A 24,374-nucleotide genomic window follows, 5' to 3' on the forward strand; every position below is an offset into this window, starting at 1 on the left:
GTCCGCTGAAGGCGTTTCGTCTCGGTCGCTGCGCTCCCTCGCTCAACGACCGGAAGGGGGACTTGACAAAGTCGAGATATATCGTGTTATCCTCGTATCACGCGATATATCTCGATATCGCCGCTCACATCAGGAGAAACTCACATGACCGAGAAGTGGCTCATCGCCCCGGGCGAGGAACGCGTCATCGACATCGCCTCGGCGTCCCGTCTCAAGGTCGGCCTCGTCGGCGGCCAAGTCGACATCGTCGCGCACGACGAACCGGGCATCCGCATCGAAGTGCACGGCGTCACCATCAAGGACCTCCGGATCGAATCCGACGGAACCCAGGTCGAGATCGACCACCCGCAGCTGGGCTGGGACAACTTCCTCGAGGTGTTCCGCAACTTCGGCGCGGGAGGCCCCAAGGCCGAGATCAGCGTCGCAGTCCCCCGCGCCATCGCCCTGAACCTGGGCGTCGTCAGCGCAGGAGCGCTGGTCTCGGGCATCCAGAACGATGCCCGCCTGAACACCGTGTCGGGCGACATCATCGTCGACACGCTCGCCGGCGACCTGACCGTCAACTCGGTCTCGGGCGACGTGCAGATCCGCAGCCTCACCGGCACCCTCAACGCCAACAGCGTCTCGGGCGACGTCGCCGTCACCGGCAGCGTGCGCAAGGCGACCATCGACACCGTCTCCGGTGCGGTGCTGGTCGACGCGTCGGGCAACGTCAACACCATCAACCTCAACACCGTGTCGGGCGCCACGACGATCCGCCTCGACGAGACCCTGCCCGCCAACTACGTGCTGCGCTCGATGAGCGGACGCATGACCGTCGACGGCGTGCAGCGCTCGCAGAGCGGTCCGAGCAACTTCACCGGATCCACCGGAGAGCTCGCCGGCAGCTTCGTCGACGTGCGGGCCAACACCGTCTCGGGCGGCATCACCGTGCTGCGCAAGCCGCTGACGACCGTCGCCGACGACCCGGAATGGGAGGAGGGGGCATGAGTCCCGCAGTCTTCTCACACGGCGACCTGCGACTGTACCTGCTGTCGCTGCTCGCCGAGTCGCCGCAGCACGGCTACGGCATCATCCAGGCCCTCACCGACCGCACCGGCGGCACGTACACACCCAGCGCCGGCACGATCTACCCCCGTCTCGCCAAGCTCGAGGAGGAGGGCCTGGTCAGCAAGACGGTCGACGGCCGCACCACGATCTACGCCATCACGGATGCCGGCCGTGCAGAGCTCGCCGCGCGCGAGGAGGATCTCGCCGGCATCGAGGACGGCCTCGCCGACTCGGTGCGCCTGATCGCGAACGAGGTGCGACAGAGCGTGCAGGAGGCGATGAAGAGCCTGCGGGCCGACCTCGCCGCCGCCGCGCAGGACGAGCGCCGAACGGCGAAGTCCGAGCCGGACCGGTCGGCCGGGTACGACGATGAGCGGGTGATCGCGCGCGAGAACCTGCAGCGTGCGGATGCCTCGATCAATGCCTTCCGCGCCCGGGTGCGCAGCGACCTGCGCACGCACGTCGCCCGCGGCGGCGCACTGCCGACGACGGTCGTCACCGACCTCGAATCGGCCATGGATGCCGCGGCGAGGGCCGTGACGAACGCGCTCTCCACCGGTCGTTGAGCGAGCGACGAAGGTGGTCGTCGAGCGGAGCGACGAAGGAGCGAAGACGAAACGCTCTCAGGCCAACTGAAAGCGTTTCGTCTCGGTCGCAGGCTCCCTCGCTCAACGACCGGTGAGGGTCACTCCTCGGGCCAGAGGTCCTTGTTCTCCTTGCCGGACTCCTCCTCCTGAGGGATCACGAGGATGTTCCGGTGCTGGCGGTGCGCGAGGCGCGCGGCCACCGAACCGGTGAAGAACTCTCGGACCGATTCGCCGAACCCGCGCCTGCGGGTTCCGATCACGATCAGCTGAGCGTCGAGCTTGTCGGCGAGCTGCTTGATGGCCAGCGCCGGGTCGCCGACGAGCTGCCGTGCGGCCCAGGTGATGCCGGCATCCTTCAGCGCGGCATCCGCGACCTTCTGCACCTCCTCGAACTCGGCGGCGCCGAGGTCGACGTTCAGATCGATGGGGGCGGAGTGCACGTAGCCGTCGGGGTCCTCGTAGGTGACGAACCTGCTGACGTCGACGTGCACCACGGCGAGCGGTGATCCGAGCAGCTTCGCGTACCGGACGGCTTCGTCCAGCACATGCCCCGGCTGCCCGGGCTGCAGACCGACGATGACCGCCTTCTGCAGCGCGTCGTTCGGGACGCTTTCGCCCTGTGGGGTGGAGGTGGGTTCTGTCATGGCGATCTCTCCCTTCACCGGTGTCGCGCACCGGGCTGGTGCCCTGGCGTGCGTGCTATCCTGAATGCTACTCTTACCGGCCTCGAGCCGGTGCCGTGGATAAGACATCGGGCCCCGCACAGCCCGTTGCTGAACTCGTAAGGGGGTCTCGCGCATGGGCCGTGGCCGTCAGAAGGCGAAACACACGAAGATCGCTCGCGAACTCAAGGCATACAGTCCTGAGGTCAACTACTCCGCACTGGAGCGTGAACTCGGACATCCCAGTTCCGACGAAGACCAGTACGTCGACAAGTGGGCCGACGAGTACGCCGACGAAGACGAGGACGAGCTCGAGAAAGCCTGAGCTCTCCGCTCTTCGTCACGACTGCAGCCCCGGCTGGACAGGATGCTGTCCCTCCGGGGCTTCATCGTGCGCCGAGGTCGATCAGGCCCCGGGCGCTCCGGTGCTGCCCCTGATCACGAGTTCGGTGCCGATGAGCACCTGATCGACCGGGTCTCCACCGTCCAGTTCGGTGAGCAGTGCGTCGACGGCGCGCTGCCCGACCTGTTCGAAGGGCTGCCGGACGGTCGTCAGCGGCGGCCACACGTATGCCGCATCCGGAACGTCGTCGAAGCCGGCGACGCTGACGCGGCCCGGCAGGGCGATGCCGGCCTCATGGAACGCACGCATGGCGCCGATCGCCATCTCGTCGTTCGCCGCGAACACGGCCGTCACAGCCGGGTCGCGCCGGAGGACGCAGCCGGCCTCGTAGCCGGAACGCGCGGACCAGTCGCCGACCTGCGGGTCCGCCGGCGCTCGCCCCTGTGCCGAGAGCGTCGATCGCCACGCCTCCCTGCGGCGCTCGGCGGCATATGACTCCGGCGGACCGGCGATGTGGTGCACAGTCTCATGTCCGAGCCCCAGCAGGTGCTCGGTGATCTGTCTCGCACCCTGCGCCTGGTCGATGTCGACGAAGGGATGCTCGTACCGCTTGTTCGAGTCGATCACGACGATCGGCATTCCGGCGGGGATGTCGATCTCTGAGCCGTCCAGCTCGTGCGCCTCGATGAGGATGATGATGCCGTCGACCGCGTGCTCCGCCAGCCGGCTGAACGCCCCTCGCACCGTGGACTGGTTGGTGCGATCCACCGGGATGAGGGTCAGCGAGTAGCCGGCCTGCGCCGCGCGGACCGCGATCGCGTCGAGGGTGCGGTGGTTGCCGTAGGTGGCGAGCGTGAACACGATGACCCCGAGGGTGCGGAAGCGGCCGGAGCGCAGCGCTCGGGCCGCGGAGTTCGGCCGGTAGCCGAGGCTCGCCATCGCAGCGGTGACCTTCTCGCGAGTGGCGGCGCCGACGTAGCCGCGACCGTTCACCACACGCGACACGGTCTGTCCGGAGACTCCTGCCTCACGCGCGACGTCCTCCAGCGAGGGCCCGCGACGAGGATGCGAGGAGTGGGATGCCACGGCAGCCACCTTTCAATGTGTTGACGTTGACACACTAGCGGAGCATCGCATATGTTGACGTTGACACATTCCGGAGAGCCCTCCGGTACCGCGCTGAAGAGGAAGTCAATGACGACGATGTCCGCACCGCCGCAGTTCGCGCACCGGCGCGACCGGCGCGACTGGCGAGGGTGGGCCTTCGTCGCGCCCTTCATGGTCGTGTTCGCCCTGGTCTTCCTCGCTCCCCTGGCCTATGCCCTCTATCTGAGCCTGTTCCGCCAGCAGCTCGTCGGCGGCAACGCCTTCGTGGGACTGGACAACTACGTGGCGGCGCTCACCGACCCGCAGTTCTGGGAGGCGTTCGGCCGGGTGCTGCTGTTCCTGGTCGTCCAGGTGCCGATCATGCTGGCGCTCGCCCTCGGCGCGGCGCTGGCGATCGACAGCGGACGACTGCGCGGAGCACCCTTCTTCCGCATCCTGGTGTTCCTGCCCTACGCCGTGCCGGCCGTCGTCGCGGTGCTCATGTGGGGGTACATCTACGGCGACCAGTTCGGCCTCACCGCGAACATCAACGAAGTGCTCGGCTTCGAGCTGATCACCCCGTTCGCCCGGGAATGGATGCTGGTCTCGATCGGCAACATCGTCACCTGGGAGTTCGTCGGCTACAACATGCTGATCTTCTACTCCTCGCTGAAGACGATCCCCTCCGAGCTCTACGAGGCCGCCGCGATCGACGGCGCCGGCCAGTGGCGGATCGTCAGCGCGATCAAGATCCCCGCCATCCGCGGCGCCCTGGTGATCGCGACGATCTTCTCGATCATCGGCAGCTTCCAGCTGTTCAACGAGCCCAACATCCTGCGGCCGCTCGCCCCGAACGTGATCACGACCTTCTACACGCCGAACATGTACGCGTACACCCTGTCCTTCGCCGGCCAGCAGTTCAACTACGCCGCCACGATCGCCATCATCATGGGCGCGATCACGGCGATCATCGCCTACGTCGTGCAGCTGCGCGGCTCGCGGGCGGAGGTGCGCTGATGGCCATCGCGACCTCGACCAGCCCCCGCCGCTCGAAGACCCTGCTGATCGTCATGGTCGTCTACGCGATCTACACGATCGTGCCGCTGGCCTGGCTGCTGTTCAGCTCGACGAAGACCCAGGCGGGGCTGTTCAGCTCGTTCGGCCTCTGGTTCGCCGGCGACAACGCCTTCTGGGACAACCTGGTGCAGACCCTCACCTACCGCGACGGCATCTTCGTGCGCTGGCTGGGCAACACTCTGCTCTACGTCGTGCTCGGCGCCGGCGGCGCGACCCTGCTCGCCACGCTCGCCGGCTACGGCCTGGCGAAGTACCGGTTTCCCGGCCGTCGCGCCGTGTTCGCGATCGTGCTCGGCGCCGTCGCGGTTCCCGGCACCGCGCTCGCCGTCCCCACCTTCCTGCTGTTCAGCGAGATGGGGCTGACGAACACCCCCTGGGCGGTCATCATCCCCTCGCTGATCAGTCCGTTCGGCCTCTATCTGATCTGGACGTTCGCGTCGGATGCCGTCCCCGCCGAGCTCCTCGAGGCGGCGCGCATCGACGGCGCCGGCGAGTTCCGCACCTTCTTCACGATCTCGCTGCGCCTGCTGGTGCCGGGCATCGTGACGGTCGTGCTGTTCACGGTCGTCGCCACCTGGAACAACTACTTCCTGCCCCTGATCATGCTCTCCGAGCCCGACTGGTACCCACTCACCGTGGGACTGACCCAGTGGAGCGCACAGGCGATCGGCGCAGGCTCGCAGCCCATCTACAACCTCGTGATCATGGGGTCGCTCCTCACGATCATCCCCATCGTCGTCGCGTTCCTGCTGCTGCAGCGGTTCTGGCAGTCCGGCCTCGCCGCAGGCAGCGTCAAGCAGTGACGCGCAACACCGTCGCCCGCCCGGGCGACCCGACCGAAGGAAACACAGCAATGACGCACCTCACCTCCCGCGCTCGGCGCATCGGCGCCGTCGCCGCGGTCGGCACCGTGGCCGCCCTCGTGCTCGCCGGCTGCGGTGGCGGAGCCGACACCGGCGGCGACAGCCCGGCGGCATCCGGCTCGCTCGACTCGATCAAGGCAGCCCTCGAGAAGGGCGGCGAGATCACCTACTGGTCGTGGACCCCGTCTGCCGAGGCCCAGGTCGCCGCCTTCGAGAAGGCCTACCCGAACGTCAAGGTCAAGCTCGCCAACGTCGGCACCGGCAACGACGAGTACACCAAGCTGCAGAACGCGATCAAGGCGGGTTCCGGTGCACCGGACGTCGTGCAGGTCGAGTACTACGCCTTCCCGCAGTTCACGCTGACCGACTCGCTCGCCGACCTGTCGGTGTACGGCTTCGGCGACCTGGAGGAGGACTACACGGCATCCACCTGGAACTCCGTCACCAGCGGCGACAAGGTCTTCGGTCTGCCGCAGGACTCGGGTCCGATGGCACTGTTCTACAACAAGAACGTCTTCGATGCCGCCGGCGTCGAGATCCCGACCACCTGGGACGAGTACTACGAGGCGGCGAAGAAGATCCACGCCGCCGACCCGAAGGCGTACATCACGAACGACGCCGGCGACGCCGGCTTCGCGACCTCGATGATCTGGCAGGCGGGCGGAAAGCCGTTCACCGCCGAGGGCACCGACGTCACGATCGACCTGCAGGATGCCGGCAGCAAGAAGTGGGCCGACAACTGGAACCGCCTCGTCGGCGAGGGCCTGGTCGCCCCGTACGGCAGCTGGAGCGATGAGTGGTTCCAGGGTCTCGGCAACGGCAAGCTCGCCTCGCTCGTGATCGGTGCGTGGATGCCGGGCAACCTGATGTCCGGTGCTCCTGATGCCTCCGGTGACTGGCGCGTCGCGCCGATGCCGAGCTACGACGGCCAGCCCGCCAGCGCCGAGAACGGCGGCGGCGGCCAGGCGGTCACCAAGCAGAGTGAGAACCCCGAGCTCGCGGCGGGTTTCCTGTGGTGGCTGAACAACAGCGACGAGAGCATCGAGATCTTCCTGAAGAGCGGCGGCTTCCCGTCGACGAACGCGCAGCTGAGCGACCCGGAGTTCCTCGGAGACACCCCGGAGTACTTCGGCGGCCAGGAGATCAACAAGGTGCTGGCGGATGCTGCGAAGAACGTGGTGCCCGGATGGCAGTACCTGCCGTACCAGGTGTACGCGAACAGCATCTTCGGCGACACCGTCGGGCAGGCGTACCAGAGCAGGAGCGACCTGAACGAAGGCCTCTCGGCCTGGCAGGACGCACTGGTGCAGTACGGCAACGACCAGGGCTTCTCCGTCAACAAGTGATCCGCCCGTGCGCGGGGAGGGCGGCGCACGCTGCCCTCCCCGCCACCGGCTGCAGTCTGGAGCATCCGTGACCACCTTCTCGATCGGCGAGACCGACTTCCGGCGCGACGGCGCACCCCACCGCGTACTCTCGGGTGCGGTCCACTACTTCCGGGTGCACCCGGATCAGTGGGCGGACCGCATCCGCAAGGCGCGGCTGATGGGGCTGAACACCGTCGAGACCTACGTGGCGTGGAACGCGCACGAGCCCGTCAGGGGCGAGTGGGATGCCACCGGTGCGAACGACCTGGGCCGGTTCCTCGACCTCATCGCTGCGGAGGGCATGGACGCCATCGTGCGGCCCGGCCCGTACATCTGCGCGGAGTGGCACAACGGCGGCCTGCCGGTCTGGCTGCCGCACACCGGGCTGCGCTCCTCCGATGCGGCGTACCTCGACGAGGTGCGAACCTACCTGCGGCGCGTGTACGAGATCGTCGCGCCGCGGCAGATCGATCGCGGCGGACCGGTCAGCCTCGTGCAGATCGAGAACGAGTACGGCGCCTACGGCGCCGACAAGGAGTACCTGCGCGAGCTGGTGCGCGCGACGAGGGATGCCGGGATCACGGTGCCCCTCACGACCGTCGATCAGCCGATCGGGAAGATGCTCACCGACGGCTCTCTGGACGAGTTGCACCGCACCGGCTCGTTCGGCTCCCGCGTTCCGGAGCGGCTGGCCGCACTGCGCGCGGCGCAGCCCACGGGGCCGCTGATGTGCTCGGAGTTCTGGGACGGCTGGTTCGACTGGTGGGGCGGTGCGCACCACGCGACGGATGCCGCGACTGCCGCATCCGCTCTCGACGAACTGCTGGCAGCGGGGGCCTCGGTCAACGTGTACATGTTCCACGGCGGCACGAACTTCGGCGCCACAGGCGGCGCCAACCACAAGGGGCGGTATCTGCCGCTGGTGACGTCGTACGACTACGACGCCCCGCTCGACGAGTCCGGCGGGCTGACGCCGAAGTTCCACGCCTTCCGCGAAGTCATCGCGAAGTATGCGACTGTGCCGCCGCTCGATCTGGCTGATGCTGGGCCCGCTCCGGCGTTCGACGTGTCACTGGTGGCGCGAGGATCGTGGGCCGCCGGGGCCGGGGCCGCCGCACACGACGAGCCGCCGACGTTCGACGCGCTGGGAGTGCTCACTCCGATGGTTCGGTACGACGCACCCCTGCACGGCCGCGGCGGACTGCTCGTCTTCGGCGAGGTGCGCGACCTCGCCTGGGTCCGTGTCGACGGTGTCCCCGTCGGGCGCTTGTCGCGCACGCTCGGCGAGCGGTCGCTGGCGATTCCGACGGGTGAGACCGTGAGCGTGCTCGTCGAGGAGCAGGGCAGGGTCAATTACGGCCGCCTGCTCGGCGAGGCGAAGGGCCTCATCGCCCCCGCGACGCTCGACGGGGCTGTGCTGACGGGATGGACGGCGACCCCTGTGGAGGTCTCGGCGGACACCGCGACCGCGCCGGTCCGCTCGGGCGCTCCGACGGTCTTCGACGGCTCGTTCTCGCTGGATCGGTCCGCCGACCTGTTCCTCGACACGACCGCCTGGGGCAAGGGGTTCGCGTTCGTGAACGGATTCCCGCTCGGCCGTTACTGGCGCAGCGGACCGCAGCGCACGCTGTACGTGCCCGCACCGGTGACCAGTGCAGGCGAGAACACGGTGACCGTGCTCGAGATCGAGCATGTGATCAGCCCCGTGGCATCCTTCCTCGCATCCGCTGTGCTCGGTCCTATCGAGGAGTGAGCAGCACCTACAGTCCGTTTTCGTCACGCAGCTTCGCGATGAATGCGGGCATGTCGACGGTCACGGTCTGCCAGAAAAGTTCGTCGTCCATGGCTGCGTATCCCCGATGCGCCGCGATGTTGCGGGTGTGCGCGATGCCGATCCGCTCACGGGGTGTGGCCGCCGAGAGCAGTTCTCCGTAGCGCGCACCGTCTTCGAACAGCGCGGCCAGCCGGACGATCGCCACAACCGCATGATCGTAGGAAGCCGAGCCGTCGAAGAACGCGTCCCGCCCGTCTGCAGTTGTGTGGCGGATGCGCGAGGAGATCTTGTCAAGCTCGTCAGAGAGCAGATCCCGTGGGCTCGGCCGCCGGCTCACAGCGGAACCGCCGTCTCACGGATGTGCGCGAGCCCCGGCCGCTCCCCTCGGTCGACGACCACGTCGACTCCGAAGCCGAGCATCTCCTCGGATTCGCCGGCGAATACCCCGAGCCGGAACGGGATGCTGCTGGGCTGCAGATCGACGAGCAGATCGATGTCGGAGGAGTGACGGTCCTCGCCGCGCGCGACCGAGCCGAAGACGCGTATGTTGGCGATGCCGAGTTCCGCGCCCAGTGCTTTCAATGCGTCGACGTGCGCGGCGAGAGACAGTGAGGGCCGATAACCGGCTGCGATCAGGATGCGTTCCAGCATCTCGCGGGACACCGGCCTGGTGCCGGCCTCGATCGCGGCGATGTTCGACTGACGCAGCCCGACGGCCTCGGCGAGGGCGCGCTGCGTCAGACCGGCATCCTCTCGTGCTGTGCGCACGAGACCCGGAGCTGCACCGACGTCCACCTTCATGTCAACATGATACCAGCGCTGGTATAACTGCGACCTGAAAGGATAGGTCGTATGCCCCGCGTCGTCGCCCTGTACCGCTATCCCGTCAAGGGGTTCACCCCGGAGCAGTGCGAGGAGCTGACCGTGCAGGCGGACGGCCGGATCGCCGGGGACCGCGTGCTGGCGTTCCGGTTCGCGGATGCCGCGACCCCGAGCTCGACGACGACGGGCTGCACTACTGGCCGAAGTCGAAGGGGCTCGCGCTGGAGTCGTTCCCCGCCCTGGCCGCGCTGCGGCTGCGCTACGACCACGAGGCGCTGCGCGTGCAGATGAGCCATGACGACGCGGTGCTGGTCGAGGCCGGTCTCGACGATGACGGCCGCGCCGAGCTCGTCGAGACCCTGACCGAGTACGTGCTCGCCACCGCAGACGGCAAGCGGCTCGGCCGCCCGGGCCGGCTGCCGCTCGCGCTGGTCGGTGACGGCGCTCGATCGCGGTTCCAGGACCGACCGCGCGGCTACGTTTCGGTGCACAGCACGGCCAGCGTCGCCGCGCTCGGCGACGCTCTCGAGATGGGCATCGATGACCGGCGATTCCGCTCCAACATCGTGATCGACGGCGTGGATGCCTGGGACGAGCTGCGCTGGAGCGGCGAGGTGCGCATCGGCGAGGTGCGCCTGAAGACTCAGGGGCCGATCGTGCGCTGCCTCGCCACGCATGCGAATCCCGACACCGGCGAGCGCGATGCGAAGGTGCTCACCACGCTCACCAGGCGCGTGGGCCAGGCCGAGCCGACGCTCGGACGCCTGCTGCTGCTGCAGGGCGAGTCCGGCGTGGTCAGCGGCGACGTCGACGACCTCAGCGGCCGCGGCGGGGTGATCCGCGTGGGCGACGAGGTCGTCGTCGGCTGAGGAGCAACGTCTATGGGACATTGCCTCGCATTCATCCGTTCGTCACTCTCAGTTGTCGCTTCGACAAGCTCAGCGACCCGAGCACCGTTCACTTCACCAGCGCAGCGGCATCCGTCGACGTGAGGCTCTCGAAGGGCGCGGCATCCGTCTGCACGGCGCGGTAGGAGCCGTCGCCGACGGCGACGTACATCCCCGCGGAGCCGCCGAGGATCACGTACGTCCTGTCGAAGCCGTCCCTCGCGAACAGCAGGTAGTGCTCGGACTCCTGCAGCGGCGGTTCGGATGAGGAGCCGTCGGTCTGAACGATCACGACCTCGTCGCCGACGGCGGCCTGTCCCCGATGCGCAGCAGTGACCTCGAGCGTCACCGCCGTCGCGGGGACGCCGCCCTCGTCCATGGCCCGCTTCTTCTCGTCATCCGAGAGCCCGAGCAGCGGGTTCTCCTTGGCAGAGTCGCCCTCGTGGCGCGGCGTCAGCACGACTTTCTCCGTCGCGACGGGCGTGCCCTCGATCACCAGGATCGACGCCTCGACGAGAGACTGCTCATCGTAGGCCGGGTAGTCACCGGCGGACTGCGAGGGCACGACCGAGGTGCACCCGACGAGCGCCATGACGACGATCGCGAGTGCGACAGAGACTCGACCTGCCCCGGTGCGCATCTTGAGGCGCGCGTAGCGCTTCGACAGGCTCAGCGACCCAACCTGACCAGACCAGGTCAGCACCCGTGACTCACTGCCAGCGGACCGAAGAGGCGCGGTTGCGCCACGAACCCGCATCCGAGACGTTCGTGTAATAGCCGTAGGCAGCGCTGCCGGCGAAGTTCGTGGCGTCCCAGAGCTTGGTCATGCAGCCCGCGAAGCTCTTGAACGAGTCGATGTCGTTGTTCCAGCCGATCAGAGACAGGTCGCGGTAGTTGTAGGCACCGCCGGAGCTGCACGGCGTCGAGCCGGTGATCGTGCGCGAGCTGCCGCCGTAGTTCGGGTACGAGTAGATCGTGGCGATCACGTACGTCGCCGCCGGGCTCACCGCCGCCCGGGCCAGCGTGCCGTTCTGCTGATAGACGAGCACCTTCCCGGTCTCGTCGTAGACGGTCTCGGCGAGCTGGTCCTCGGATGCCGCACAGACCAGACTGCCGGTGTCGATGTTCTGCGCGCAGTGCTGTTCGGGCTTCGTGTCCGGTGCGGCATCCGCCTGCACGGTTCCCGCTCCCGCACCCGGCGCCGATGCGAGCAGCATCGCCACTCCGAACACCGCCGCCGCCGACGCTGTGATTCCCTTGCGCTTCATCGCATCCCTCTTCCCTGCCGTGTGTCCTCTCAGCGTGCCGTGTGCGGGGCGCTTCGACAAGCTCAGCGACCCGAGTTCGTCCGACGGGAAGCCATTTTCCGGAGTTACGGCGACAATAGAGGAGATGGAGGGCACACCCGAGAACTCCGCCCCGCCGACCTCGTGACCGATCGCACCCTGGTGGCGGCGTTCCGTCATGGCGACGCGGATGCCTTCCAGACCCTGTTCCACCGCCATGTGCCGGCGGTGCACGCGCTCATCCGCTCCCGTCTCGCCGACCCGGACGACGTCGACGAGGTGCTGCAGGAGGTGTTCACCCTCGCCTGGGAACGGCTCGACGTGCGCCGTATGCCGGGGCGCTCGGCGCTGCCGTGGATGCTGTCGATCGCCCAGGAGCGGGTCGCGAGCGCGAACCTCGCCAGGACCGCCGCACAGCCCGCCTCCGTGCCGGCGGGAACTCCGGGCACCGACACCGACCCTGTTGCGAATGACGACCTGACCGCTACGCTCGAAGCCGCGGTCGCCCGCCTCGGCGCGGTCGACCGGGAGATCATCGGCCAGTGCCTCACGCACGGGCTCACATACAGGCAGGCCGTGCGGAGGGCGCGGCCGAACTGCGGCATGCTCCGTGACTGGCTGACTCGCCTGCGCGGAGGGACTGCCGCGCTGAGGGGGACGGCGATGGCTGAGGTCGAGGAGTACTACGCGGCTCAGTTCGAAGAGATCCGCAAACGGATCTCTGTCAAGGATGCGGTGCGCCGCAGGCAGGCGCGCATCACGACCCTCGCCGGCAGCACCCTCGCCGCGGTGCTGCTCACCGGCGGAGCCCTCGCCGTCGTGCAGGCCACCGACACCGAGAAGTCCGGCTCGGTCTGCTATCAGGCCGCGGACACGTCCTCGGCGTTCTCCGACGTCGCCGACGCTCCCACGGACGGCATCATCGGCCCGCTGCCCGGCATGACCGAGCGCGTCACCGCCGCCGAGGCGCAGTGCGGCGCCGCCTGGCGGGCCGGCGTGTTCAGCCTGACCGGCCCGAAGGACGGCGGCGACTACCGCGTGCCCGAGCTGTTCACCTGCGTACTCGCAGACGGCCGGCTCGGCGTGTTCCCCGCGGACGGCGAGACGGACTGCCTGACCCTGCGACTCGCCCAGCCCTGACGCTTCGCAGCCCTGACGCTTCGCAGCCCTGACGCTTCGACGAGCTCAGCGACCCACGCCCTCAGTGACCCACCAGCTCAGCGCCCCACGGGTCACCACTTCCCGTGGCGGCGCGTCCACGCATCCTCGACCGTCATCGGACGTGCGATCATGACGCCCGCCGGCACAGCGGCCACGAGCAGCGCGACCATCATCAGCAGCGGAACCTGCCATCCGCCGGTCGCGCCGTGCAGCACGCCGAACAGGATCGGGAAGACCGCGGCGAAGGCGTAGCCGAGACTCTGCACGAATCCGCTCAGCGCGACCGCGCTCTCGTGCGTGCGGGCGCGGATGCTGAGCAGCGCCAGGCTCATCGGGAACATGATGCCGGTCAGGCCGTACAGCACGACCCAGCCGTACAGGAACGCCTGCGGCGCGAGCACCAGGCCGAGCAGGCCGATCGATCCGGTCACCACCGAGGTGAGCAGCAGCATCGGCGTCGCCCAGGCGAACTTCACGGTGAGTCCGGGGACCACGAGCGAGCACGGCAGCGCCATCACCGAGAACACGCCGAGCAGGAAGCCCGCCTCCGCGGCGGACACGCCGCCGACATCCGCGATCACCTGCGGCAGCCATCCGAACGACACGTACGCCATCGACGCCGAGACGCCGAACACGAACGTCATCGCCCACGCGAGCGGCAGCCGCGGCAGACGATGCAGGATGCGGGAATCGGCTGGCGCGACGGCGACGGGGCCGGTGACGGACTCGAATTCTTGGTCGCCCCGCGAAGGGAGCGAAGCGACCGGAGACGAAACGTCTTCGCCTGGGTCCTGGAGCGTTTCGTCTCGCTTCGCTCGCTCAACGACCCGGGACTTGTCCCGCAGCATCAGCACGATCCACGGGATCATCGACGCCACCGCGAACACCGCCCACTCCGCGAGCGAGATGCGCCAGCCCGCTGCATCCGCCACCGGCACGGCGACCAGAGGCGGCAGGAACGTCGAGGTCGCCATCGCCACCGAGTACACGGTCATCATCAGGCCGAGCCGGTCGGGGAAGTACTTCTTCACCAGCGGCGGCAGCAGGATGTTGCCGGCGCCGACGCCTGCGAACACCAGCGCCGTCGCCGCGATCAGGGTGACCGAGTCGACCGCGAAGCCGCGCGCCACGAGTCCCGCGGTGATGAGCGCCGACGCGAGGACCGTCAGCCGCTCGAGCCCGAGCCGCTGCTCCAGCCAGGGCGTCGCCAGGCCGAACACGGCGTAGCAGACCGGCGGAGCCGCGCCGATGAGACCGAGCACGACCGGCGGCACCGGGAAGTCCGCCGCGATCAGGTCGACGACCGGCGAGAGCGACGCGACCGCCGAGCGCAGCGAGAACGCCAGCAGCACGATGCCGAGCACCGCGAGGGTGCGCCCGTGCCAGAGCGGGCGACCCTTCGACGGGCTCAGGGACCCAGTCATAGAAGACCGGACGTCACGAGGTCTGCGACCTCTCCACCCAGTCCAGGTACTCGTCGGTGACCGTGCCGGTGACGTAGCGGCCGTCGAAGCAGCTCATGTCGAGATCGGCCAGCTCGGTGCCCTCGGTGATCGCCGCTTTGAGATCGTCGACCTCCTGGAAGACGATGTGGTCGCAGCCCAGCTCGTCGGCGATCTCGGGGATCGTACGGCCGTGGGCGATGAGCTCGTGCTTAGACGGCATGTTGATGCCGTACACGTGCGGGTAGCGCACCGGAGGCGCCGCCGACGCGAAGGTCACCGACAGCGCACCGGCATCCCGCGCCATCTGGATGATCTGCTTGCTCGTGGTGCCGCGCACGATCGAGTCGTCGATGAGCAGCACGTTCTTGCCCTGGAACTCGGTCGACATGGCGTTCAGCTTCTGCCGCACGCTCTTCTTGCGCACCGCCTGACCGGGCATGATGAACGTGCGTCCCACGTAGCGGTTCTTGTAGAAGCCCTCGCGGTACTCGATGCCGAGCTTGCGGGCGACCTCCATCGCGGCGGGGCGCGACGAGTCGGGGATCGGCATGACCACGTCGATCTCGTCGCGCGGCACGTGCTTGGCGATGGTGTCGGCGAGCTTCTCGCCCATCCTCAGCCGCGACTCGTACACCGAGACGCCGTTCATCACCGAGTCGGGGCGCGCGAGGTACACGTACTCGAACGCACAGGGGGTGAGCACGGGGTTCTCCGAGCACTGCTTCGAGAACATCTCGCCGTCGTTGCTGATGAAGACGGCCTCGCCGGGGGCGACCTCGCGCACGATCTCGTAGTCGGCGTTCTCGAGCACCAGCGACTCGCTGGTGACGACCCACTCGTCGGAGTCGCCCGGGTCGGCCGTCGTGCGGCGTCCGAGGATCAGCGGCCGGATGCCGAACGGGTCGCGGAACGCGAGCAGACCGTAGCCGGCGATGATGGCGATCACCGCATAGGCCCCCTCGATGCGCTTGTGGGTGTTGGCCACGGCCTCGAAGATGCGCTCGGGTTCGAGATCGACCGGCGAGGTGGTGGTCTGCAGCTCGTGCGCCAGCACGTTCAGCAGCAGCTCGGTGTCGCTCGACGAGTTGAGGTGCCGGCGGTCGCGCTGCTCCATCTCGGCGGTGAGCTCGCGCGTGTTGGTGAGGTTGCCGTTGTGGATGAGCACGATGCCGTACGGCGAGTTCACGTAGAACGGCTGCATCTCCTCCTCACTGGAGGCGGTGCCCTTCGTCGCGTAGCGCACGTGACCGAGGCCCACGCTGCCCAGCAGCGCGCGCATGTCGCGGGTGCGGAACGACTCGCGCACCATGCCCTGCGCCTTCGCCGTGTGCATGACGCCGGTCGACTCCGGCGGTGGCGATGCCGGTGGCATCCTGCCCGCGGTGCTGCAGCAGCAGGAGAGCGTCGTAGATGTCCTGGTTGACCGGTCCGTTGCCGACCATTCCGACGATGCCGCACATGGGGTGTTACTTCGCTCCGTCCCGGTAAGCGCCCACCAGGCGCACCGCTCCGCCGTCGACGCCCTTGGCGCCGATCTCGAATTCTCCGGCCGGACGCGCACCGATGTGCACCGTGCCGGCACGCCAGGCGGCGATGCCCTGCGCCTCGACGGCCGCGATCGCGGCATCCGCCTGCGCGCCGTCGACGATCGCGAGGAAGCCGATGCCCAGGTTCCAGGTGCCCTCGGTCTGCTCCAGCGGAGTGCCGGCGATGTCGGCCAGCACGCGGAACACCGGGTCGGGCGACCAGGTGGCACGGTCGACCTCGGCCCAGCTGCCCTGAGGCAGCACGCGGGCGAGGTTGGCGGCGATGCCGCCGCCGGTGACGTGACTGAGGGAGTGCACGGCGCCGGGAAGCTGGTCGATGAGCTTCAGCAGCGGCAGCGTGTACAGGCGGGTCGGCTCGAGGAGCGCCTCGCCCCACGTGGCTCCGAGGTCTGAGGCCTCATCCTGGTACCCGATGCCGGCGCCGGTGAGGATGTGCCGCACCAGCGAGAAGCCGTTGGAGTGCAGTCCGCTCGAGGCCAGCGCGATGACGGCGTCGCCGTCGCGCACGAGCTCGGCGCCGAGCACGGCATCCTTCTCGACGACGCCCGTCGCGGCGCCGGCGACGTCGTAGTCGTCGGGACCGAGCAGACCGGGGTGCTCGGCGGTCTCGCCGCCGACGAGCGCGGTGCCGGTGGCCGTGCAGGCGTCCGCGATGCCTCGCACGATGTCGGCGATGCGGTTCGGCACGACCTTGCCGCAGGCGATGTAGTCGGTCATGAACAGCGGCTTCGCACCGACCACGACGATGTCGTCCACGACCATGCCGACCAGGTCCTGCCCGATCGTGTCGTGCTTGTCGATCGCCTGCGCGATCGCGACTTTCGTGCCGACGCCGTCGGTGCTGGTCGCGAGCAGCGGATGCCGGTGGTCGCGCAGCGCGCTCGCGTCGAAGAGGCCCGCGAATCCGCCGACGCCGCCGAGGACCTCGGGGCCGTGCGTCGCGCGCACGGAGGACTTCATGAGTTCGACGGCGAGATCGCCGGCAGCCGTGTCGACGCCGGCTGCTGCGTAGGGATTGGTGGTGGAGTCTGCCACCAGAACAGCCTACCGGCTCGATGACTGGGGAAGTTCCGGGCGTCCGGGCATCGAACGGTCGGAAATCGTCGGGTTCCAAGGCGCGGATGCCGCAGATCTTGACCCCTCAGGAAAGGTGTCTCCTACGATGGGGCCATGAGCGAGAAGCCGCAGTGGCTGATCCGCGAGGACGCGGGCACACCGGTGCTCATCGCGCTCGCACTGCGACAGCTCCTGGGCGTGCGTGAACCGGAGGAGATGCCCGCCCTGCGCGGACTCGAGGTGCGCGCACCGGATGCCCCTGAGGCCGACGACGCGGTCGAGGAGCAGTGGCGCGCGTACTGGGACATGACCGTCGAACCCCGGGCGCATCGCAGCGATGTGCCCCTGGAGCTGGTCGACGGATTCGACACGATGGTGGCACTGCCGGCGACCGGCGCCGAGGAGCTGCGCACGGCGATAGCGCCGCATGCCGACACCGCCCTGAGGTTCGCTCACGACGCCCACCGCCGGTACGTGGCGACGGTGAACTCATCGGGTGACTCGTACCGCGCCTATGCGAGCGCCATCGCGGAGTTCGAGCGCGAGATCGGACGGCGTGCGCACTCGTTCGAGCTGAACGTGCAGGTGCTGCCGCTCTCGCAGCGCGGCATCTGGTGGATCGGCGCGTTGACCGTGGCCGTCACCGACGGGCTGCGCCGCGACGTCGTCGCGTTCGATTCGGCGATCAGGCCGGTGATCGGCGAATTGGCCTAGGCCTCCGGCTTGACGTGCTCGTGCTGCACCCGCACGACGCGGGCGTGGCGGCGGGCACGACGGTCGAGCACCAGCGCGACCACACCGCCGAGGGCGACCCCGATCGGCGCGGTCCACAGCAGCATGAAGCCGAACACCTGACCGGCGGGGTACGACACCCGACGGCCTCTGAGGGCTCGTAGCTGCCCACGGCGGTGAGGATCAGGGCGACGATGACGCCGAGCACGGCGCCGAGGCCCATGAACACGCCGTAGCGCGGCACGGGGCGGACCCTCGCCTCGACGGTCTCACGGGATGCGTTGCGTGCCATGCATCCATTGTCCCACGGTCATACGGATGCGGATCGCCCTCCCCCGAGGGCGATCCGCACGGTCTCAGACGTCCGCGCCGGTCGTCTCCGCCCGAGCCCCCGCACCGCGGCGACGTGCGATCAGCAGGCCGCCGCCCACACCGGCGCCCGCGGCCACCAGCCGCCTCGTGGCCGTCGGCTCCTGTCAAGCCCCTGCAGACAGCAGGCGTGCACGTGCAGTATCGAGTGAGGTGATCTGATGCGAACGACAACCGAAGTGGTCCACGACCACCTGATGCGGCGCTTGGAGGGTGACCTCGACGCGGACTTGCGCAACTACGCCTCCGATATCGTCCTGCTCACAGGATCCGGGGTTTATCGCGGCCATGAGGGCGTGCGCGCATGCGCCGCAGAACTGGACCGGCTCGTCGGTTCTGGCACGTTCACCTACGCCGAAACGGTGATCGACGGCGACTACGGGTTCCTGGAATGGACTGCCGATCACGAAGACAGCATGGTGCGCGACGGTGCCGACAGCTTCGTCATACAGAACGGGGCAATCGTCATGCAGAGCATCCACTACACGGTCCGTTCACGAGAATGATAAAGCGTCGATCGCTGCTGCGGACCAACGCGGTCGTCGCGTGATCGGGTCGGAGCGCCAACGCACAGGCCCGCGCACGTCGGCATTGTGCTTGTTATGCCGGTGTGGACGCTGAGGGTCAGTCCCCTGCGGAAGTCGTTTCGACCTGGTTGCCGGGCCGATGAAGAATCTCGTTCGCCGCGCGGTCGCATGTTCGATGACCGGTGTCGCGGATGGGGCCATTACGCGACGATCTTCTCCAGCGTTTTGCGGAGCTCCTCGCTGGTGTGCGTCTCCTGCTCGAGGTTCGCGGTCAGCGGGGTTACGACATCAGACAGACCCATGGTCCGCGCTGGCAGGATGAGGCCCTGATATGCGGAGATCTCGTAGTGCTCGTTGCCGAGTGCACAGGAGACGGCGACCTGGTCGCGCAGCTTCGTGCTGCTGCGCTCGAGCAGGGACGCCGCTTGCTTGGAGATTCCCTTGGTGCTTGGGGAGGGCGCGGTCGTCTGCTTGTACTCGAGTTGAGCGAAGATCTTCTCGAGATTCGCGAGCTGCTCGCGAGTCTCGTCAGCGTGATGACGAAACAGCTTCTTCACCTCCGCGCTCTTGGCGGCTCCGGCCAGCTCGCCGAGCGCGGCGAGCGAGTCGTTCTCCATCGTCACCGCTGTGCGCAACTGGAAGTGCAGCAAGTCTGTCGGGGTGTCGAGGGTCTGCTGGACCATGGTTCCTCCTTGACGGCGGGAGTCGTCCGGGCGGACGACAACGTGCCTCACCTTCCGCGACGTGCCCGCGTCTCGCCAGGGGCTTGCCACCCGCACTCGATCATGCTTGCCGTGGTCCTGTGATCCGGTCGACGTGGCGCCGTTCGCACGCTGGTTGCTTCTGCTCGGGCCATGGATGAAGGCGTGACGCCCTACTTCGCTGCATCTTTGAGCAGCGCCGCGACAACTCCGTTGGTCCAGCCGAAGCCGTCCTGCAACGGGTACTCACCTCCACCACCGCCTTCTGTCGCTTCCGGCGCATGCAGCATGGCGTATTTCTCGACGAGCTTCTGCTGCTTCTCATACACAGCCCGCACGCCACGCAGCCAACGCTCGGCGATCTCGCCGGCAAGCGGCTGGTTGTAGCGTTCGAGACCCTTGACCGCGATCCACTGGAGAGGCGCCCACCCATTGGGTCGATCCCACTGCTGGCCGGTGGCGTGTTCGCTGGTGCCGAGTCCTCCCGGACGCAGCAATCGCTTCCTGACCGTCGCTGCCGTTCGTTCCGCTTGCTGATCAGAGGCAACACCGACCCACAATGGGGCAACGCATGCAGCAGTGAGGGAGGTTCGTCTCTCGTTGACGGACAGATCGAGGTCGCAGTAGGCACCGTCGGCCGTATCCCACAACCAGGTGTTGATAGCGGCCTTCCGGTCTGCCGCGCGCTCGTGGAAGAACGCCGCGTCTGCGTCGTCGCCGGCGCGGTCGGCGAGTCCGGCGATGACGTGCTCGAGTTCGTAGAGAAAGCTGTTGAGGTCCACCGGCGCGATCCGCGTCGTCACAGTCGTGGCAAGCTCATCCGGTGACTCGCACCATCGAGAGCTGAAGTCCCACCCGGACGCGGCCGCCGCACGCAGATCCCGATAGACCTCGTGCGCCGGGCGCGACGAACGCTGGGCCGTGGTCACATCCTCGATGAAGGACTCCTCCCGCGGCGTATCCCGGTCGTCCCAGTAGCGGTTCAAGACGGCACCATCAGGCAGGCGAACGCAATGCCGATGAGCCTGCCCCTCCCTCAGATCGTCGACACCATCCATCCACCAGCTGTACTCCTGCCGCAGCTGGTCGTAGTACTCCTCCCCGTCGTCGCTCCGATCCCGACGCACAGGTGCACCATGAACACGAACAGCGGCGGCTGGGACCGGCTCGAATAGTAGCTGCGGTTCGCGTTCGGTACGTGCCCGTAGCTATCGATGAGGTCGGCGAAGTTGTCGGTCATCCCCTTGACGAGATCGGTGAGACCGCGTGCGGCCAGCCCCAGCATCGTGAAGTACGAATCCCAGTAGTAGAGCTCACGGAACCGGCCTCCCGGTACGACGTACGGATGCTCAAGCGGGAGCAGCGATCCTCCGCCTCGCGGCGGTGCAGGCTCCCGAAGCAGCACGTTCCACAGACGTCGAATGTGATCGACCATGGTCTCGCCATGGATGGCGGTGAAGCCGGCCGCCGGCAGGTCGGGCAGTTCGAAGTGCTCGTGCACGAACCGGTCCAGTTGGAAGCCGGCCTTCTTGTTCTCGCGCCGGTAAGCACTGAGAATCGTTCGTGGGTCGCCGGTCGGAACGCAGTCGACAAATGTCTTGCTGTCTGCGAAGACGCGTCCCTTTTGCACCGCAGTGAACAGTTCCTGATATCGATCGGCGGGACTCAGCGGATCCGCCTCAGGGCCAGCAGAGACGTCCCGGCTCACCACTCGCATCCACTTCGCTTCGGAAGCTGCCGCGCTTCAGGGGCGCACCGAGGGTGATGTCGGCTTCTACGCTCGACTCGGAGACCTGGAAAGAGCCCTCGGATTCGGTGGGTGACCATTGGGGCACGATACGAGGACGGCTGCGTCGACCGCACGGGCCTTGACGCTCCACGTGATTGGTCATATCACGGGGAGTCGCGCCATCCTCGAAGAGGCATCCATCGACGTACGCTCCGGTGAGAGTCGTCCCTGTCCGGCGGGGAGCGGGCGCGCGTCGCCCTGGCGCGTACTGGCCCAGCGCGCCGGAATCCTGCTGCTCGACGAACCCACCGACGCGCTCGACCTCAAGCATCACGAGGATGTCGCGCCTCGGCGCTGACAGGCGCCGGCCCGCCCGGTCAGGGGCGCAGCGGCAGCAGTGCGTCGATGTCTGCGCGGATGCCGGATGCCACGATGCGGCCGGCGGCGAGGGCATCCGCCCAGTGCTCGGCCCCGGTGGCCACGGAGACCCAGGTGGCGGCATCCATCTCGACGACGTTCGGCGGGGTGCCGCCGGTGTGCCGCGGACCCTGCACGACCTGGACGGCGCCGAACGGGGGCACGCGCACCTCGACGCTGTTGCCCGGCGCCTTCTCCTCGAGCAGCTGCAGCAGGTAGCGCACCGCTGCCGCCGTCTGCGGGCGGTCGGCGTCGCCGTTCGTGACCGCGGCGAGCGCCGCGCGTCCGTCTGCGGTGTCGATCCTGCGCGCTGCCATGCGTTTCAGCGTACGCGTGGTCGCCGATGTCGATGCCCCTGGTCGCGATTCGTTCCGGTTTCGCTGCGCCGAAGAGCGGGCTGAGCACGCGCGGCGGTATCGTGCACACGCTGCAGTTTCGTGCACACGCTGCGGTTCTCCACTGGGCGGCGCGTTCGCGCGGCACTTCGTCGGCCGCGCGGCGCAGATACGCGCCGCGCGAGCAGACAACGACAGCGCGAATGCATGCGCGGCACTTCTCGGCGCGGGCTGCACTTCTCGGCGCGCGCGGCACTTCTCGGCGCGCGCTGCACATCCTGGCATGCGCGGCACTTCTCTGGCACGCGAACCCGGATCGGCAGCGCGAACCCGAGTCGGCGCTGCGACGCCGAGCCGGTGGCCGCGGACCGGGCATAGGCTCGACGGGTGACTTCGCAGAAGACGGTGACCGGCGCCCGCGCCGAGCTGATCGCCGCGGTCGAGCACGGCGCCGACTGGGCGGCGAAGTACCCGCAGAGCATCCGGCACGCGCATCCGGCATCCGTCCTCGTCCTGTTCGGCAGGCTGGACAGCATTCCCGCCGCCTCCGATCAGGCCACGATCGCCGCCGATCTCGACGTGCTGCTGCAGCGGCGCGCCGCGACACTCTCGTCGCATCCGGGACAGGTGTCCTTTCCCGGTGGCAAGCGCGAGACGCAGGACGCCGACGCGACAGCCACGGCGCTGCGCGAGGCCGAGGAGGAGACCGGCCTCGACCCCGCCGGCGTCGAGGTGCTCGCGACGCTTCCCGAGCTGCCACTGGCTGCGAGCAGTCACATGGTCACCCCTGTGCTCGCCTGGTGGCGGGCACCGTCACGGGTCGCCGCCGTCGATCACGCCGAGACCGTCGAGGTGTTCCGGGTGCCGGTCGCGCAGCTGCTCGATCCGGCGACGCGCTTCACCTCGGTGCTCAGCCGCGCAGGCATGACGTTCCGCGGTCCGGCGTTCGACGTGGACGGCACGATCGTGTGGGGCTTCACGGCGATGGTGCTCGACGGCCTGTTCGACGCCGCCGGCTGGACCGTCCCGTGGGATGCCGCCGACGAGCGGCCGATCGAGCTCTGACGGGTACAGCTGCACGGGCCGGGAACACCCGCACGGTCTGAGCGGCGATCGGATCGTGCATCCGTTGCCTGGTCGTGCGCCTGTTCCCGGCGTCACCGAGAGGAGCGCCGCGCGACCCCGCCGGTAGGCTGGCGGCATGAAGATCCTCGTCCTCGGCTCCGGTGCGCGTGAGCACGCGATCATCCTCTCCCTGCGCTCCGAGGACGCCCCGCACGAGATCTACGCCGCCCCCGGCAACGCCGGAATCGCCCAGGATGCGACGCTCGTCGACCTGGACGTGCTGTCCGGCTCGGCCGTCGAGGCGTTCGCCAACGAGAACGGCATCGACCTCGTCGTCGTGGGTCCCGAGGCCCCGCTGGTCGCCGGTGTCGCCGACGTGCTGCGCGAGCGCGGCATCCCGGTGTTCGGCCCCGGAAAGGCGGCCGCGCAGATGGAGGGATCGAAGGCGTTCGCGAAGCGGATCATGGATGCCGCGGGCGTGCCGACTGGCCGCGCGGTGCGCGCCGCGACGGTCGCCGAGGTCGAGCAGGCGTTCGACGACCTGGGCGCCCCACACGTGGTCAAGGCCGACGGGCTCGCCGCGGGCAAGGGCGTCATCGTGACCGGCGACCGCGCCGAGGCGCTCGCGCACGCCGAGCACTACCTGCCGCACGGGCCGGTGCTGATCGAGGAGTTCCTCTCGGGCGAAGAGGTCTCGCTGTTCTTCCTCAGCGACGGCGACACGGTGCGCGCGCTCAGCCCCGCGCAGGACTTCAAGCGCGCCTACGACGGCGACGCCGGCCCGAACACGGGTGGCATGGGCGCGTACTCGCCGCTGCCGTGGCTGGACGAGCGCTTCGGGAGCGAAGAGGCGTTCGTCGCTCAGGTGACCGACGAGGTCGCACTGCCCGTCATCCGCCAGCTCGATGCCGAGGGCACCCCGTTCATCGGCCTGCTCTACGCCGGGCTGATCCTCACCGACGCCGGCGTGAAGGTCATCGAGTTCAACGCCCGCTTCGGCGACCCGGAGACCCAGGTCGTGCTGCCCCGCCTGCGCACGCCGCTGTCGCGGCTGCTGCTGGCCGCGGCATCCGGCACCCTCGAGGACGAGCCGCAGCCGGAGTTCGCCGGCGACGTCGCGATCACCGTCGTGCTCGCGAGCGAGGGCTACCCCGAGGCGCCGCAGACCGGCCGGCTTCTCGAGGGGCTGGCGGACGCAGCCGCCGTGGAGGGCGTCCGGCTCGTGCACGCCGCGACAGCCGGCCCGGATGCTCCCGGCGGAGCCCTCGTGGCATCCGGCGGCCGCGTGCTGAACGTCGTCGCCACCGCAGCCGATTTCCGCACGGCCCGCGCCCGCGCGTACGACGCGCTGGGTCGCATCACGCTCGACGGCGGGCACTTCCGCCACGACATCGCGGCGCGCGTCGCGGAGTAGGCCGGCGCTGCGCCGCATCATCGCGGAGAAATGCAGAATGTCGGAGGGATCTCGAGGATCTCCTCCGACATT

The 24,374-nt window shown here is 68.5% G+C and carries 26 protein-coding genes and 3 pseudogenes; 15 read left to right on the top strand and 14 right to left on the bottom strand.

Annotated features, from left to right (window positions below):
* The first annotated feature begins 144 nt into the window (after positions 1–144).
* Both L2X99_RS12305 and L2X99_RS12310 read left to right on the top strand, forming a co-directional pair.
* Positions 145–990, top strand: a complete 846-nt coding sequence (locus tag L2X99_RS12305; RefSeq protein WP_236126483.1) for a DUF4097 family beta strand repeat-containing protein — start codon at positions 145–147, stop codon at positions 988–990.
* On the top strand, positions 987–1,616 hold the full coding sequence (locus L2X99_RS12310; protein ID WP_236126482.1) for a PadR family transcriptional regulator: 630 nt from the start codon (positions 987–989) through the stop codon (positions 1,614–1,616). The genes L2X99_RS12305 and L2X99_RS12310 overlap by 4 nt, the downstream gene beginning before the upstream one ends.
* A gap of 119 nt (positions 1,617–1,735) precedes the next feature.
* Here the strand turns inward: L2X99_RS12310 and L2X99_RS12315 are convergent, their stop codons facing one another.
* Positions 1,736–2,281, bottom strand: a complete 546-nt coding sequence (locus L2X99_RS12315) for a universal stress protein (RefSeq protein ID WP_236126481.1) — start codon at positions 2,279–2,281, stop codon at positions 1,736–1,738.
* Positions 2,282–2,435: 154 nt separating this feature from the next.
* Between L2X99_RS12315 and L2X99_RS12320 the strand changes: the two genes are divergently transcribed.
* Positions 2,436–2,624 carry a DUF3073 domain-containing protein gene (locus tag L2X99_RS12320; protein WP_236126480.1) on the top strand — a complete coding sequence of 63 codons (189 nt, stop codon included), beginning with the start codon at positions 2,436–2,438 and terminating at the stop codon, positions 2,622–2,624.
* A gap of 81 nt (positions 2,625–2,705) precedes the next feature.
* Here the strand turns inward: L2X99_RS12320 and L2X99_RS12325 are convergent, their stop codons facing one another.
* The gene (locus L2X99_RS12325) at positions 2,706–3,728 is read right to left on the bottom strand and encodes a LacI family DNA-binding transcriptional regulator (protein ID WP_236135184.1); all 1,023 of its coding nucleotides are present in this window, start codon (positions 3,726–3,728) and stop codon (positions 2,706–2,708) included.
* Between the two features lie 108 nt (positions 3,729–3,836).
* Here L2X99_RS12325 and L2X99_RS12330 point away from each other — a divergent pair, with 108 nt between their 5' ends.
* The 4 genes from L2X99_RS12330 to L2X99_RS12345 all read left to right on the top strand — a co-directional run bounded on the left by L2X99_RS12330 (position 3,837) and on the right by L2X99_RS12345 (position 8,788).
* Positions 3,837–4,745, top strand: a complete 909-nt coding sequence (locus L2X99_RS12330; protein ID WP_236126479.1) for a carbohydrate ABC transporter permease — start codon at positions 3,837–3,839, stop codon at positions 4,743–4,745.
* Positions 4,745–5,608, top strand: coding sequence for a carbohydrate ABC transporter permease (locus tag L2X99_RS12335; protein WP_236126478.1), 864 nt, complete (start codon positions 4,745–4,747; stop codon positions 5,606–5,608). The genes L2X99_RS12330 and L2X99_RS12335 overlap by 1 nt, the downstream gene beginning before the upstream one ends.
* A 50-nt stretch (positions 5,609–5,658) precedes the next feature.
* Positions 5,659–7,014, top strand: coding sequence for an ABC transporter substrate-binding protein (locus tag L2X99_RS12340; RefSeq protein ID WP_236135185.1), 1,356 nt, complete (start codon positions 5,659–5,661; stop codon positions 7,012–7,014).
* Positions 7,015–7,081: 67 nt separating this feature from the next.
* On the top strand, positions 7,082–8,788 hold the full coding sequence (locus tag L2X99_RS12345) for a glycoside hydrolase family 35 protein (RefSeq protein ID WP_236126477.1): 1,707 nt from the start codon (positions 7,082–7,084) through the stop codon (positions 8,786–8,788).
* Positions 8,789–8,795: 7 nt separating this feature from the next.
* On the opposite strand, the gene L2X99_RS12350 is transcribed toward L2X99_RS12345, so the two are convergent.
* The gene (locus L2X99_RS12350; RefSeq protein WP_236135186.1) at positions 8,796–9,146 is read right to left on the bottom strand and encodes an antitoxin; all 351 of its coding nucleotides are present in this window, start codon (positions 9,144–9,146) and stop codon (positions 8,796–8,798) included.
* Positions 9,143–9,610 carry an XRE family transcriptional regulator gene (locus tag L2X99_RS12355; protein ID WP_236126475.1) on the bottom strand — a complete coding sequence of 156 codons (468 nt, stop codon included), beginning with the start codon at positions 9,608–9,610 and terminating at the stop codon, positions 9,143–9,145. The genes L2X99_RS12350 and L2X99_RS12355 overlap by 4 nt, the downstream gene beginning before the upstream one ends.
* Positions 9,611–9,661: 51 nt before the next feature.
* Here L2X99_RS12355 and L2X99_RS12360 point away from each other — a divergent pair.
* A pseudogene (locus L2X99_RS12360) lies at positions 9,662–9,718 on the top strand (hypothetical protein); the annotation flags it as partial.
* Positions 9,718–10,500, top strand: coding sequence for an MOSC domain-containing protein (locus L2X99_RS12365; protein WP_236126474.1), 783 nt, complete (start codon positions 9,718–9,720; stop codon positions 10,498–10,500). The pseudogene L2X99_RS12360 and the gene L2X99_RS12365, both read left to right, overlap by 1 nt.
* Before the next feature lie 88 nt (positions 10,501–10,588).
* Here L2X99_RS12365 and L2X99_RS12370 read toward each other — a convergent pair whose 3' ends face one another.
* Together L2X99_RS12370 and L2X99_RS12375 are read right to left on the bottom strand one after the other, a co-directional pair.
* A complete protein-coding gene (locus L2X99_RS12370; protein WP_236126473.1) occupies positions 10,589–11,221 on the bottom strand; it encodes a hypothetical protein in 633 nt (210 codons plus the stop codon).
* A 7-nt stretch (positions 11,222–11,228) separates the two neighbouring features.
* On the bottom strand, positions 11,229–11,786 hold the full coding sequence (locus L2X99_RS12375; RefSeq protein WP_236126472.1) for a hypothetical protein: 558 nt from the start codon (positions 11,784–11,786) through the stop codon (positions 11,229–11,231).
* Positions 11,787–11,948: 162 nt separating this feature from the next.
* Here L2X99_RS12375 and L2X99_RS12380 point away from each other — a divergent pair, with 162 nt between their 5' ends.
* Positions 11,949–12,944: an RNA polymerase sigma factor gene (locus L2X99_RS12380; protein WP_236126471.1), complete on the top strand. Its 996-nt coding sequence runs from the start codon at positions 11,949–11,951 to the stop codon at positions 12,942–12,944.
* Between the two features lie 92 nt (positions 12,945–13,036).
* On the opposite strand, the gene L2X99_RS12385 is transcribed toward L2X99_RS12380, so the two are convergent.
* The 3 genes and pseudogenes from L2X99_RS12385 to purM all read right to left on the bottom strand — a co-directional run bounded on the left by L2X99_RS12385 (position 13,037) and on the right by purM (position 16,992).
* A complete protein-coding gene (locus tag L2X99_RS12385; protein ID WP_236135187.1) occupies positions 13,037–14,389 on the bottom strand; it encodes an MFS transporter in 1,353 nt (450 codons plus the stop codon).
* Between the two features lie 13 nt (positions 14,390–14,402).
* Positions 14,403–15,870: pseudogene (purF, locus tag L2X99_RS12390) on the bottom strand (amidophosphoribosyltransferase).
* A 6-nt stretch (positions 15,871–15,876) separates the two neighbouring features.
* Positions 15,877–16,992 carry a phosphoribosylformylglycinamidine cyclo-ligase gene (gene purM, locus L2X99_RS12395; protein ID WP_236126467.1) on the bottom strand — a complete coding sequence of 372 codons (1,116 nt, stop codon included), beginning with the start codon at positions 16,990–16,992 and terminating at the stop codon, positions 15,877–15,879.
* 135 nt (positions 16,993–17,127) lie between these two features.
* On the opposite strand from purM, the gene L2X99_RS12400 reads away from it, so the two are divergent.
* Complete coding sequence (locus L2X99_RS12400) at positions 17,128–17,727, top strand: zinc-binding alcohol dehydrogenase (protein WP_236126466.1); 600 nt, start codon at positions 17,128–17,130, stop codon at positions 17,725–17,727.
* On the opposite strand, the gene L2X99_RS12405 is transcribed toward L2X99_RS12400, so the two are convergent.
* Complete coding sequence (locus L2X99_RS12405) at positions 17,724–17,885, bottom strand: hypothetical protein (RefSeq protein ID WP_236126465.1); 162 nt, start codon at positions 17,883–17,885, stop codon at positions 17,724–17,726. The two genes, L2X99_RS12400 and L2X99_RS12405, sit on opposite strands and share 4 nt — an antisense overlap.
* Before the next feature lie 390 nt (positions 17,886–18,275).
* Between L2X99_RS12405 and L2X99_RS12410 the strand changes: the two genes are divergently transcribed.
* Complete coding sequence (locus L2X99_RS12410) at positions 18,276–18,620, top strand: nuclear transport factor 2 family protein (protein WP_236126464.1); 345 nt, start codon at positions 18,276–18,278, stop codon at positions 18,618–18,620.
* A 221-nt stretch (positions 18,621–18,841) separates the two neighbouring features.
* Here the strand turns inward: L2X99_RS12410 and L2X99_RS12415 are convergent, their stop codons facing one another.
* From L2X99_RS12415 to L2X99_RS17940, 3 genes are all read right to left on the bottom strand, one after another.
* A complete protein-coding gene (locus L2X99_RS12415; RefSeq protein WP_236126463.1) occupies positions 18,842–19,324 on the bottom strand; it encodes a YciE/YciF ferroxidase family protein in 483 nt (160 codons plus the stop codon).
* Positions 19,325–19,515: 191 nt separating this feature from the next.
* Positions 19,516–20,469 carry a trehalase family glycosidase gene (locus L2X99_RS17935; RefSeq protein WP_442923447.1) on the bottom strand — a complete coding sequence of 318 codons (954 nt, stop codon included), beginning with the start codon at positions 20,467–20,469 and terminating at the stop codon, positions 19,516–19,518.
* Positions 20,379–21,050, bottom strand: a complete 672-nt coding sequence (locus L2X99_RS17940; protein WP_268928513.1) for a trehalase family glycosidase — start codon at positions 21,048–21,050, stop codon at positions 20,379–20,381. The genes L2X99_RS17935 and L2X99_RS17940 overlap by 91 nt, the downstream gene beginning before the upstream one ends.
* Before the next feature lie 246 nt (positions 21,051–21,296).
* Here L2X99_RS17940 and L2X99_RS18660 point away from each other — a divergent pair.
* Positions 21,297–21,414 (top strand): annotated as a pseudogene (locus L2X99_RS18660) (ATP-binding cassette domain-containing protein); the annotation flags it as partial.
* 34 nt (positions 21,415–21,448) lie between these two features.
* Here L2X99_RS18660 and L2X99_RS12425 read toward each other — a convergent pair.
* Positions 21,449–21,805, bottom strand: a complete 357-nt coding sequence (locus tag L2X99_RS12425) for a sterol carrier family protein (protein ID WP_236135188.1) — start codon at positions 21,803–21,805, stop codon at positions 21,449–21,451.
* Positions 21,806–22,210: 405 nt separating this feature from the next.
* Here L2X99_RS12425 and L2X99_RS12430 point away from each other — a divergent pair, with 405 nt between their 5' ends.
* Positions 22,211–22,888, top strand: coding sequence for an NUDIX hydrolase (locus L2X99_RS12430; RefSeq protein ID WP_236126461.1), 678 nt, complete (start codon positions 22,211–22,213; stop codon positions 22,886–22,888).
* 136 nt (positions 22,889–23,024) lie between these two features.
* Positions 23,025–24,302, top strand: coding sequence for a phosphoribosylamine--glycine ligase (gene purD / locus L2X99_RS12435; RefSeq protein WP_236135189.1), 1,278 nt, complete (start codon positions 23,025–23,027; stop codon positions 24,300–24,302).
* Positions 24,303–24,374 lie beyond the last annotated feature (72 nt).

Origin of the sequence: Microbacterium sp. KUDC0406 (assembly GCF_021582875.1) — a bacterium.
Lineage (GTDB): Bacteria > Actinomycetota > Actinomycetes > Actinomycetales > Microbacteriaceae > Microbacterium.